We start from the raw sequence: 12,513 nt of genomic DNA, 5'->3' as shown, positions 1-12,513 counted from the left end.
CTTGTTTCATTAGGGAGAAACATTTGTTTCATAGTAATGAAACAGTATAAAGGTTGTATGTTTATATTTGAATACAATTGCTTGCAGGTTAGAAAGCATTAGTTTTTATCTTTGTATCCGTTTAAGAACACAAAAACAAGATGGAGATTATAAGATTGACAGCAACGGATCATCCGCGGTATACTGCTTTTAGAAACATATATGATATAAGTTTCCCAATCTATGAACAACGGACTGTGGAGCAGCAACAGGACGCGTTTTCAGACAGCCGGTATCATTTGGATTGTCATATTGATCCGGTCAATGATCTTTTATTGGGCTTTATCGCTTATTGGAGATTCGATAGTTATACGTATGTGGAACATTTTGCAATCCATCCGAATGAGCGCGGGAAAGGTCTGGGAGGTTTGATTCTGAAGAATCTGATAGAGCAGGAAAGTGGGCGTGTATTATTAGAAATAGACCCTGTTACGGATAATGTCTCTGCTGCCCGCTTGCATTTTTATCAGTTACATGGGTTTGTAGAAAATCCGTATCCTCATACCCATCCGGCTTACAGAAATGGATATCCGGATCATTCGTTAGTTGTTCTTTCCTCCGGAGAAACCATACCGGATATTGAATATAAGCGGTTCGCTTCAGATTTGAATCGGGTTATAATGAAAAAGGGAAGGTGATGAACCTTCCCTTTTTCATTATATAGTTTCTTTTTATTCTTTACTCAACGCTTTCAGGGATGCGAAGAATGTGGAACCTTTACCTTCTTCCGACTCGAACCAGAGCTTTCCGTCATGCTGTTCAACAAAGTCTTTGCAAAGCATCAAACCTAATCCGGAACCTTTTTCATTATTCGTTCCGTAGGACGTGAAGTGAGTATTCTGTTTTAACAGCTTTTCCTGGTCTTCTTTCTTTATCCCCTTGCCGGAGTCTTTGACGCTGATAACAACATGGTCTCCTTCTATCTTGGAACCGATAGTAATGGTTCCGCCTTCAAAGCTGAACTTAATAGCATTTGAAATAAGGTTCCTGACAACTGTTTTGATCATGTCTATATCAACAAAACCGGATAGTTCTTTGTCCATGTCCTGTAATTGGATAGTCAGTCCTTTTTGGGTTGCCATCGGGATATATATTTCTGCTGTGCTTGAAACCAGGCTGTTTATATCAGTTTCCTGTTTATATACATTTTGTTTCTTCAGACGGTTTTTAGCCCACTTAAGCAAATTATCCAACAGCAGGAAGATTTCTTCCGACGTCTTGTTCATCATCTGGAGCATTTCAAATACTTCCGGACTTACCTGGTCTTTATCTACCATCATAAGGATCGCATTGTTCATCATTTTCAGAGAACCTAGTGGCGAACGCAGATCATGGGCGATAACGGAATAAAGGGTGTCACGGGATTCTATGGTGTTTTCCAGTTCCTGCTTAATTCGTTTAATGCTGAATAACTCGAAACGGTGAGCTACGCGCTTAACCAATTCCTCTCTCTGGAACGGTTTCGTCACATATTCTGTTGCTCCGAGCTGGTAACCTTTTACTATACTCTGCATATCACTCAGGGCCGACATGATAATAACAGGTATATCGTTTGTGTCCGGATTACTTTTAAGATGCTGTAATACTTCGTATCCATCCATCTCCGGCATCATGATATCTAATAGTATGAGATTAGGGTGCTTGTCATGTGCCAGACGTAAAGCCTTGGCTCCGCTGTCACAGGTTAATAGCCTGTAGCCTTCTTTTTTTAATATAGCTTGTACTAACATGACGTTGGTTGGTACATCGTCAACGATCAATACTGTATATCCTGCTGCTAAATTATCCATATCAAATTTAAACTTTTCTTGATATTCAATCACTATGCGTACGCAAAAATATTAATAATGTTTGAATTTACAGGCGTTTTCCTTGTTACATTTTAGAATTATTTTTTTTATTGAATTCTTTTTGCTTTCTCCCATGCTCCATTCCCTTTATTTCCAGCTAAATAGAAAAAACCTCTTATCACATTTATATTCATGAAAGAGAAGTAGTAGGGGATAAAAAACAACTTGTTTCGAACATTTTTCTGTTCCATCATATAACCGGCATAAGCCATTATATAGAATGCAACTTGTAAAAGTAGTAAAAATATATAAGTAAACCCTCCATAACAGGCTAATATTATATTTAATGGTATTAAAAGAAATAACATGACCGGCGTAATGGTCCATCGTAAGACACGATGGCTCACAAATTGAAAACTAAGCATACCATAACGGAAGATGTTGAACAGGTTTCGCAGACGCCAGACCGATTGCAGTCCTCCGGCAGCAATGCGTATTTTGCGTTTTTCTTCTTCTTTCATATTGAGGGAAGCGGTTTCGGTAGCGTAGGCTTCTTTACAATAGGCTATTTTATATCCTTTTTGTGCAATACGTAATGAAAGAATGAAGTCGTCAAGCAGGGTGTCTGACGGCATTTGTTCGAATAACTCCGTCCGTACGGCAAATAACTCTCCTGCTGCTCCGACTGCCGAATACAACCGGTAGTCTAATGCTTTCAGGGCTGATTCGTATTTCCAGTAAATACCTTCTCCCGCCGTAGCTCCCTGGGCAGTGTTTGTTTCCACTCTTTTTTCTCCGGCTACGCATCCGACCTCCGGATTGGAGAATTGGCGGATAATTTCATGCACGGCTTCTTTATTAAGCATGGTATTTGCATCCGTAAAGATGACGTAGGGCGTTGTTATATATTGTATACCTCGGTTCAGGGCGGCTGTTTTCCCTTTGCGTTGCGGTTGGAAAAGCACGGTTACTTCCGGATATTGTTTCAGGAGTTCATTCGTACGGTCGTTCGACCCGTCTGTAACCCAAACGATTTTCAGCTTATCGGTCGGATAGGCGAGGGCATGACTGTTCTCCATCTTGGAAGCAACGATATCTTCTTCATTGTATGCCGCAATGAAGAGGGTAACTTCAGGAAGAGGCTCAGGCAATCCTATGCTTATGGGTTTTTGGAAGAGTTCTTTTACTTTTACTAATACATATAATAATATACCGTATCCCAGATAGGTATAGAAGACTATAAAGATACCGATCCAAAATAGCCATTCGATTACAGTGTAAAATACTTCTTGCATGGTTTTATATTTATTTATCTGATAAAAGAGATTCCGTCTATTCCTCCTTTAAGCAAAGGAAGTATCAGCTTGAATTTTCCTTGGCATAAATAAATCAGAAAGTGCTTAGGTAAAGCAACAAAAAGCTGATATAGATATGAACATTTCCTTTCAAATGGGTCAGACAATGTTCTTTGGGCAAATATCAGGCGATTGCGGGTATGAAAATATACTTGTAACGGACTTTGCAGACCGACACTGGCACTTTCTTTATGTCCGACGACTGCCTGAGGTTCATACCAGATACTAAATCCGGCTTTATGCATGAAGGTACACCAATCCAGTTCCTCATAATACAAAAAATAGTATTCGCTCATATAACCGAACTTTTGAATATCAGCCGTCCGGATCATCATGGCTGCTCCATTGGCAAAGGCTGTTTCCTGCGGGACATCAAACCTTCCGTCGTCTTCCTGTGAGTAGCCGATGAATTCGTTACGGAGTGTTATGTAACTCATTGGAGTGGCTCCTGCATATTGCAGTTTATTGTTTTGCGGCCAGAAAGTCGTTTTAGGGGAGACACATCCTATTTTTTCATCACTATCCAGCCGTTTTACCAGTATCTCAAGAATGGGGCGGGTAATGATCGTATCGTTATTCAGGAAAAACAAGTAATCACCGGTTGCCTGTTTGACACCGATGTTATTTCCTTCCGCAAATCCGAGGTTTATATCGTTTCGTATTACTTTTGCATCAGGATATTTTTCTTTTAACAAAGTGTAATCATTCAGGCTGGCTGAACCGTTATCCACAACAATCAGTTCGTAAGGATAATTTTCATGCCGTTTTAATGATTCAATCATTTCACATGTATCTGTGACCCCGTTATAATTAACAGTTATTATGGAGACTTTTTTCATATGTAAATAAATTGCGCTCCCTATCTCAAGAGAGCCGTTTAAACCATTAATAAATTGATTTTTTTAGAGTTCAGACAAAACAAAAGAGAGCACTTGTATAGATACAAATGCGGTTGGCTATTATCTTTGGGCATTTTATAATTTTACAACAGCTAAGAAAAAAAATTTCATACACGCGTTAAAGGACTCGCAGTCTTGACCGCTTAGCAGTTGAGATCAGTTTCATGAGCGACCTCTTGCTGTTTCTTACGACAACAAGCCAGTAAAAATCGACCTTCTCTATGTTTTTAACCTACTTCTGGGATTGGACCATCATCACGGCTGATTTTAACTTTATAGCCAAGTGCTTCCAGCTCTTTCTTCAAGTAATTTTTCCGTTTCTGCTCCATCCTTTGGTTGAGATATTCCGCACCGAGTTCCTTATACTCACAAGCCTCTTTCAGTACATGCCATACCGATTTCAGGATCGAGTGTCCTACTGCTACTAAAGCCCTCTTTTTCCCTCGACGGGCGGCTAAACGGTGATAACGTGCACTGTAAAAGGTGTTCTTGGTACGGGTGGCTGCCCACGCAGCCTCCGTGATTACGGCTTTCAACTGTTTGTTGCCATGGGTGGTTCTACCACTTTTTTTTTACCTGCGCTCTCGTTATTGCCAGGACAGACACCGGCCCACGAAGCCAGGTGCTTTTCGGTTGGAAAGGCTTCCATATCCACACCTATCTCTGCTATCAGGTCTTCAACCGTTTTCCGGCTAAGTCCGGGGATCTTCTGCAAGAGTTCCATCACATTCTCATAAGGAGATAAAACCTCTTTTATACGGCAGGTAAGGTCAGCTATGATGGCTTTCGTCTGTTCCATATCTTTACGGATGGTCTGCAACATATAGATGTGATGCGGTTCTATAAAGCCTTCACAAGCCTGATAAAGAAGTTCCGGACTGGCTTCAAGTTTTTTATGATAGATGCAAGTTATGTCATCCATTGTTACATGACCCTTATCGATCAACATATCTATCAGCTTGTTCGCCACGACTCCGTCCAGGCTGCACACCACGCTGGAAAGTTTGATGTTACAATCTTCCAGGATACGAACAATACGGTTTTTCTCAGAAGATACATGCTGGATCAACTTGTTACGGTAACGGGTTAAATCACGAAGCTCACGTTGTTCACGCTCCGGGATATAACTCGGTTTCAACAAACCTGCTAAAAGCAGTTTGCAAATCCAGGCACTATCCTTTTTATCCGTTTTGTGCCCGGGAACATACTTGATGTGCCGTGCGTTCACGATCCAGACTTTCATATCAGGACATTCAAGAATCTTATAAACCGGCTTCCAGTAAACACCGGTACTTTCCATGGCTACATGCGTAATGCCACTGGATAATAACCATTCTTTTAATTCTGTCAAAGAACTACTGAAGGTCTTGTAACTGCGGGTTTCAGTTTTGAGACCTTCGCCACTTATCGTAGCAACTACCATGTCCTTGTGGACATCTATTCCACAACCCCGGAGGATGACTTGTTCAAAAGGTACTGTTTTCATTGCATTCGTTTTTTCGAGTGAATGACACTAAAGTAAACAATACCCCCCTATTTACATTCTCTTGGACGAAATTTATTTCATGGATGTTTCATGATTATTCTTTTTAGTGATATGATGCGGTGTATTGTTGAAACTCATGTCTTTCTTTTTTACGCGGCAAATCGAAGCCGTGTAACTGCGTAACAGTGCTATCATCATTGATGGTAGTTTTGTTATGCTGACGAAAAAGTCTTGGGTGTACATATTCCGGGGTATTGCTAAGAGATATGTTCCTATTTTGATGATTAGCAGGTAATACCATTTAATTGCAACGGAAAACGATACGACAGACCAGAAGAGTATCATCAGGAATATCAGCAAAAAACGGACTGGTCTGGGGAAAGGGATCCATTGGATGACCTTGTCAATATATGACAGATTTATCTTCCTTATATTAAAATCCTTTGTTATCAGGGAAAATGCAAGAATCTGAGCATGGAACCATCTTGACCGTTGTCTGATCAGAATGTCTTGTCTGGCGGTCTTCTCATCATATACATATATATCATCACTGTAATCTACGAATATGTTGTCTCTGGCCAGGATAGCTTCCAGTTCTTTGTCTTCCGCAAAGGTTTTGCACTCATGCATATGTTGTTTCAGCCATTCAAAATCAAAAACCATTCCGGAACCGATCAAAGCTGATGATAGTCCGACGTTCACACGTCCTTTTCTGAATATAGTATTATTTATCTCTTCTGAAATGCCATCCCACACGGCAACGGATGTATTTTCATTTTTCCGGGTTCTGTGGGCCTGCAATACTTTAACTGTTTGTGTGGCTTGGTTTATGCGGGTCAGGAAGTCTGTGTCGGTAATATTATCGGCGTCCATAATAATAACCCGGTCAAATCCTTCCAAGTGATCTAATGCATAAGATATGGATTTATGCTTCATACTTTCTTGAAAGTCAGGAGTAAAAAGAGTTATTGGCAATTGCCCCAAAGCGAGATTGGTTGCCTCCTCCATATGATCAGAGACCACTACTACCTGAAATTTATCCCGGGGATAATCTTGCTTCATAAAACTTTCAACAGATTCTTTTATTACCCGGTCTTCCTTATAGGCAGCAAAGATAACTACAATGCTTTGTGTTTTAACATGGTCTGTCTTTCCTTTTTTTCTTTTGACAAAAGAGGCCAAAGTGAAAAAAAGATTGTATCCTGTGAATATCGCAGTGATGATGAACAGGAGTGTATCCAATTGAAATAGAAAATTCATTCTCTTTTTTTTGCAAAAATAGCTATAAATATTTAAGATGTATTGAAATTCAAAATGTTTTTATGTTATTCTGATTTGTCTTTTTTTGTTTTAGAATGTAAGTAATATGGTGTGTATTTGAAAATATTTAATGATAATATGTATTTTTTTATTGGGTAACCAATAAATAATGAGCAAATAATAGCAAAAATAGTAAGATAAATCCCTTCCATAAGAGTCGAATTTTCAAGTTTAGGAAATCCAATTATATACCGTCCAATTTCAAAACACAAAATATGCAAAGCAAAAATAATTAATGAGTTTTTCCCTAGATACTTCAATATAAAGGCTAGACACCTTATCTTCTCAATGTGTTTGCTAAAATATAGAATAATACAAGAGGCACTTATGGCTGCTAATATCGAAATTGGAAAATAATTACCTAAATGGTTTAACATTACATCTACATTTATATTTAAGTAAACAGCACTAATATAAATAATACTTCCAATGATAATTATAACTATTTGCTTTTGTAAGGAAAATGTAAGTATAGCATGTTGATTAATCCACTGTCCTATATGTAAAAATATTATCATAGATAAAGAAGTGCTTAAATATAAAGGTAATAAGATCCTCATTTTGTATAATGAAAAGCCTATTAGTAGACAAATTAATGATAATAATGATTTTATGAATTCTTTTTCTGTACATTTACTAATTAGAAAATATATAATTTGTACTTCAAACAGAGACAAAAAGAACCATAAAGGGCGTACAACTCCATATGGTTTGATAATGACGCCAGGACTTATTGTGAATAATTCTGAATGATTTGTCCCATAATATAGTACAGCTGAAGCTGTTTTACATATAATAAAGAAAAGTATATATGGATATATATATATTTTTAATTTCTTTTTAACTACTTCAATGAAGCTAAGGCATTCATCTTTAAAAAAATAACCTGATAAAAGAAAAAATAGCGGCATATGAAATAAATAGATTTCTTCTTTAATTGGACATACATTGGGTAAATGTCCCCATACAACAGTTATTATACCTATTCCTTTAGCTATATCTATGATATTGTTTCTGTTAGACATACGATTTGTTGATTAATGTTATTTTGACAACTAAATATATGGATGATTTTTTTGTTATTTTTTCCCAAGAAATAATATTCTTGTGATTTTCCATTTTACTAATATTCTTTCTAACGTAATAGGAAGTATTATTGCTACTATAGTGGCAAAAACAAATGTAACAAAACTATTATGTATATGTATTTTAGATATTAAAATACGACCACCAGCAGTTCCAAATCCATGGAATAGGTATATTGTGTAAGCATATTGGGCTAACCATACGAAAAAAGTATTTTTTAGATTAATGGATACAAGAAAGGCTGATGATATCATACCAATGGGAATTGTTAAATGAAGTATGGTGTAATAAGTGAATGTTTCTGGTAAGAAATAGTCTATTTGCTGAAAGATAATACCTACTAATGTTCCTAGTAGATATATTTTTTGTAAAGTTGAAGTACATAACTTTTGTTTAAATCTATTTAGTCCTAGGCCAACTATGAAAAATGGTATGAGGTATAGTGCGTTTTTAAATGCAAAAAAATTAGGAATAGATTCTGAAATTATATGTGATACTTGACAAAAGCATAGTCCCCATGATATCATTGTTATTATACACCAGTTTTTAAATGATTTTATAAGATTTGATATTTCAAAAATAGAGATAAAACTAAAAACTAAAAAAAGTGCAGGTAGATACCAAAATAATGTATATGGATATATGTATATTTTCCATATTTTTTCTAAAGACTCTTTCTGATTTGTTCCAGGTATTAAATATTGAAGGATGAAATAGGTCGTTCCAACAAATATTAAAGGGAAAAGAAGCCGCCTTGCTTTTTTTTGTAAAAATGTTATAACTGTTAGAGAGTTTACTGGGTGTAATGCATATACCCAACCTGATATAACGGTAAATAATGGCATTCTTATATTTTCAAATAAGCAATATAAATATCTGTATATAGAATTTTCATCTACTTGCATACCTCCAGTAGATCCTGAACCTATTACATGCCCCATAACAACAAACAGAATAGCTATTCCTCTTAGTGTTTCGATATGAAGTGATTTTTTTTGTATCATAATATAATAAATTGATTAATTATTAATATATAGTCTATATAATAGTGATAACTTTTTTCATTTGTTCTACCCAGGAAAGTGATTGAATAGAGTTTCGTATCTCTAATGGAGACATTTTTCTTTTTTGATAGAATTCTATGATTAGTCTAATATCAATAGGACTTTCGTCTGCCGGAACTTTTAGGATATAAGGCTTGTCTTCAAAGTCACTGTCTTGTTCCGAATAGATGAAAGATAAGCCGCGAGCAGCATATTCCCGGTTCTTAAGTGTTTTTATATTGGTTATACCACTACGATGGCGGGCCAGACTACCAATGGCCATATCTGATTGTTCAAAAAGCAGATCTAATTCTTCACCATGTTTTGCCCCATGTAGAATGATATAAGACTCCAGATGATTTGTTTCAATCAGTGGTAAAATGTCGTTTTTCTCTCTTTCCCCGAAAAAATTACCGACTAGGTGGAAAAACACTTTGTAGTCAGGGTCTTTCTTATAATAATTAACCAGGCCTTGTACAAGACGGTCGAATCCATGCCAGTAGTGTATTTCTGCGACTCCAATCAAATGGAGCTCGTGAGAAGTGTCATTTGTTTTTTGTTTCAATTTTATTTTACTAAAATCGACTCCATTGGATATCTGGATTGTGGGAGTACCAAAAATACTTTTATAATCAGAGAATGTAACAATCCGGCATAAATGTTTGGCTAGACTATTCCTGAAATACTTATCCAGAAATCGTTGTAGTTTCCTTCCGGAAGAGGGCTTCTCATTATCATAGGGGTAAGTCGGAATTTCCATAACAACACGGATGCCCGCTTTACGCATTTTTTTTACCATTTTGATCGTAAACGGGTTGGCATTATGATCTGAACGGATATATACGAAACGAATACCTTCATTAATTGCATAATCTGCGATTGAATTGAATTCAATCCGTTTTAGTAGTTTCCCTTTTATTCCTCGTCCATAATCACATAAAATGGCATCATCGATCATCCTGTATTTATTTCCATCGGACTCGCTCAGATAACAGGTTTGTACATCTAAACCACAGGCCTTTAATGCATCTACCTGATAATGTATTTTTTTACTGATACCATTTGTTTCACTGAAACCATGATATACGAGGAATAGGGCTTTCATCTTTTAATTTTAGATTTAATCAGATTGATAATATCATATTCTCCTTTTATTTGTATGTATGCTACATAGACTATTGAAAATATGCAGCCTTTTAATAATAGACTGATGTATGTAGGACATTTGTTCGGCACATAATACATAGGTAATATGCAAACAATTAATATTCCAGTAAGCAAAATAGGAGAGACGAACTGCTTCCAGAATGTCTGAAGGCCTTGTTTAAAGGTGATTTTGTACATCCAGATATAACATTGTACAAAGTTTATTGTAAATGTAAGGGATATACACCATGCTACAGCTTCTAATGTCTTGAAAAAAAATATTCCGGTTAATATTCCTATGATATTAAGCAGAGTAGAGAATACCCCACAAATAAATAAACTTTTAGTATCATTTGCTGCTTGAAAAATGGAACCGGAGGTAGAAAGGATTACCTGTATACCAACCGATATGGATAATATTTGAAAGACGGGAATAGAAGGCATCCATTGTTCACCAAAGATAATTAGGATTATTTCCCGAGAGCAGAACCATAATAATACAGATAAGGGGAATCCGATAAAAGCCAGGAAACGAACTACTTTATTATATGAAGCTGAAAGCCTGGACAAATCGTTTTGAAAGTCTGCGAATATAGGATGCATAACCGGAGATATGACATGTGTGATATTCTGAAGAGGCAACATCATAAGACGGTATGATTTTTCATAATATCCTAATGAAACCATATTCATATATTTTCCTATCAGTAATTTATCTAAATTCCGACTGAAATAATTGATCACATTGAACATAAACTGATAAGTAGAGAAGCTAAGAATTTTTTTCATGGATTGAATTCCCCATGTACCGGATAACTTCTGTGGTTTTTTCCGGAAAGATATGAGAAATAGTAATATACTGGACAATATGGGATTAATGATTAATGCATATAGTCCAGCTCCCATCAAAGCGGCAGTTATGGCTAAACTTCCTCCGGCAATCTGAATTGTTAAACTACGGTATGCAATGAATTTAAATTCTTTTCCTCTGAATAACAATGCATTTGGTACAATGTTGGCAGAGGCGAAGAATAAGTTCAGTGACAGTAGTTGACAGATGCTTAATAACGTATCGCTTTGGTAAAAATGGGAGATAGGCCATGAACATAAGAAAAAAATTATAGAGATACCAATACCCAACCAAAGGGTAAAGGAAAAGATATTGCTGAGATCATTTTCGGATAATTCTTTATTTTGTATGATTGCCGGTGCTATTCCAAGATCGCTGAATATACCAAAAAAAGAAATAATAACTGTTGCAATTGCTACTACACCAAAATCTTCCGGCTCAATGAGACGAGCTAGTATCCCGGCTATTACTAAGGATATTATTATTCCTGAATATTTAGCTATTGCCGTATAAAAAACACCGGATAGAAGTTCTTTCTTTGTGGAAGACATGTAATCTATTTTTTTAAGAATGATTTAAACAGTAAAATAAGGATGTTTTTTCCGGAGACATACCTTTTGTAATCTTTGATACAGCGTCTTGCTATGTATAAGCGATCTTTAAAAGGCATTTTGTAAGATAACCATACGGCTGCATTCAACATTTTAGACAAATGTTTATCAACTATATACCGTGTTTCTGTATGTTCAGAGGCATAAGTAAATAATCTATCTGTTATGATAAAATAACTATCTATGTTTTTTAAGGAGAATTTACGTGTCATAATAGAGTCACTGCGAAACCTTCTTTTAAAGAAATTTTTATGGATACACATTACTCGATTTGCTTGTAAATATAGTAGAGTGCTGAATAACTGATCCTCGTGAATAATACCCGGCAGAAAAAGAAGATTTATCTCTTTTAGAAATTTAGTGTTTATAAGATTTAAACAGGGAGATGGAGAATATTTGTTTTTTTCTACCAAGATTGTAAATAGCTGTGATCCTGTGTATAATGTGTCTGGGCTAGTACAATCCTTACGCTGATAATTAAGATGAATGTTAAAATTTGTCTCTTTATTAAGAATGTCAGCATCAAAAAAAATAAAATCTAATGCATTTTCTTCACATTTGAAAAAACATGATTCCAAAGCTTCAGGCTCAAGATAATCATCACTATCCATGAAATATAGGTATTTCCCTTTAGCAATACTAATTCCTTGATTACGCGTAGCAGAAGGACCTTGGTTCCCTCTGCTATAGACCTGTATTCGGTCATCTTCATTTGCTAATTTTCGGATTATGGATAAAGAGTTATCTGTAGAACCATCATTTATGATAATGATTTCTATATCCTGTAGGGTTTGATTCATGATAGACCTGACGGCCTCTTCCACGAACTCTTCAGTGTTATATACTGGTATTATAATGCTAACCATAGAGTTTGACATTGGATTCATG

Annotated in this window: 12 protein-coding genes; 1 reads left to right on the top strand and 11 read right to left on the bottom strand. The window is 36.1% G+C overall.

Annotation, left to right across the window (positions count from 1 at the left end; all coding sequences use genetic code 11):
* The first annotated feature begins 140 nt into the window (after window positions 1–140).
* On the top strand, window positions 141–677 hold the full coding sequence (locus HMPREF1535_RS20010) for a GNAT family N-acetyltransferase (RefSeq protein ID WP_046147268.1): 537 nt from the start codon (window positions 141–143) through the stop codon (window positions 675–677).
* Between the two features lie 33 nt (window positions 678–710).
* Here the strand turns inward: HMPREF1535_RS20010 and HMPREF1535_RS20005 are convergent, their stop codons facing one another.
* The 11 genes from HMPREF1535_RS20005 to HMPREF1535_RS19955 form a co-directional block, all read right to left on the bottom strand.
* A complete protein-coding gene (locus HMPREF1535_RS20005) occupies window positions 711–1,829 on the bottom strand; it encodes a hybrid sensor histidine kinase/response regulator (RefSeq protein WP_010802887.1) in 1,119 nt (372 codons plus the stop codon).
* Window positions 1,830–1,936: 107 nt separating this feature from the next.
* Complete coding sequence (locus HMPREF1535_RS20000; protein WP_046147267.1) at window positions 1,937–3,124, bottom strand: glycosyltransferase family 2 protein; 1,188 nt, start codon at window positions 3,122–3,124, stop codon at window positions 1,937–1,939.
* A 14-nt stretch (window positions 3,125–3,138) separates the two neighbouring features.
* Window positions 3,139–4,023, bottom strand: a complete 885-nt coding sequence (locus tag HMPREF1535_RS19995) for a glycosyltransferase family 2 protein (RefSeq protein WP_046147266.1) — start codon at window positions 4,021–4,023, stop codon at window positions 3,139–3,141.
* Between the two features lie 287 nt (window positions 4,024–4,310).
* Window positions 4,311–4,619 carry a hypothetical protein gene (locus HMPREF1535_RS26120; RefSeq protein WP_007657317.1) on the bottom strand — a complete coding sequence of 103 codons (309 nt, stop codon included), beginning with the start codon at window positions 4,617–4,619 and terminating at the stop codon, window positions 4,311–4,313.
* Complete coding sequence (locus tag HMPREF1535_RS19985; protein ID WP_010800681.1) at window positions 4,616–5,569, bottom strand: IS110 family RNA-guided transposase; 954 nt, start codon at window positions 5,567–5,569, stop codon at window positions 4,616–4,618. Before HMPREF1535_RS19985 ends, HMPREF1535_RS26120 begins: the two co-directional genes overlap by 4 nt.
* A 72-nt stretch (window positions 5,570–5,641) precedes the next feature.
* Entirely contained in the window at window positions 5,642–6,829 is a 1,188-nt protein-coding gene (locus HMPREF1535_RS19980) for a glycosyltransferase family 2 protein (protein WP_046147265.1), read from the bottom strand.
* Between the two features lie 65 nt (window positions 6,830–6,894).
* Window positions 6,895–7,914, bottom strand: a complete 1,020-nt coding sequence (locus tag HMPREF1535_RS19975) for an acyltransferase family protein (protein WP_046147264.1) — start codon at window positions 7,912–7,914, stop codon at window positions 6,895–6,897.
* 54 nt (window positions 7,915–7,968) lie between these two features.
* Window positions 7,969–8,979, bottom strand: a complete 1,011-nt coding sequence (locus tag HMPREF1535_RS19970) for an acyltransferase family protein (RefSeq protein ID WP_046147263.1) — start codon at window positions 8,977–8,979, stop codon at window positions 7,969–7,971.
* 34 nt (window positions 8,980–9,013) lie between these two features.
* Window positions 9,014–10,123: a glycosyltransferase family protein gene (locus HMPREF1535_RS19965; RefSeq protein ID WP_046147262.1), complete on the bottom strand. Its 1,110-nt coding sequence runs from the start codon at window positions 10,121–10,123 to the stop codon at window positions 9,014–9,016.
* Window positions 10,120–11,565, bottom strand: coding sequence for a lipopolysaccharide biosynthesis protein (locus HMPREF1535_RS19960; protein WP_046147261.1), 1,446 nt, complete (start codon window positions 11,563–11,565; stop codon window positions 10,120–10,122). The genes HMPREF1535_RS19965 and HMPREF1535_RS19960 overlap by 4 nt, the downstream gene beginning before the upstream one ends.
* Window positions 11,566–11,570: 5 nt before the next feature.
* Window positions 11,571–12,503, bottom strand: coding sequence for a glycosyltransferase family 2 protein (locus tag HMPREF1535_RS19955; RefSeq protein WP_235438469.1), 933 nt, complete (start codon window positions 12,501–12,503; stop codon window positions 11,571–11,573).
* Window positions 12,504–12,513 lie beyond the last annotated feature (10 nt).

The sequence above is a fragment of the Parabacteroides goldsteinii DSM 19448 = WAL 12034 genome (genome assembly GCF_000969835.1).
Taxonomy (GTDB): Bacteria; Bacteroidota; Bacteroidia; order Bacteroidales; family Tannerellaceae; genus Parabacteroides; species Parabacteroides goldsteinii.
This window is presented reverse-complemented; position numbering and strand designations above follow the sequence as displayed.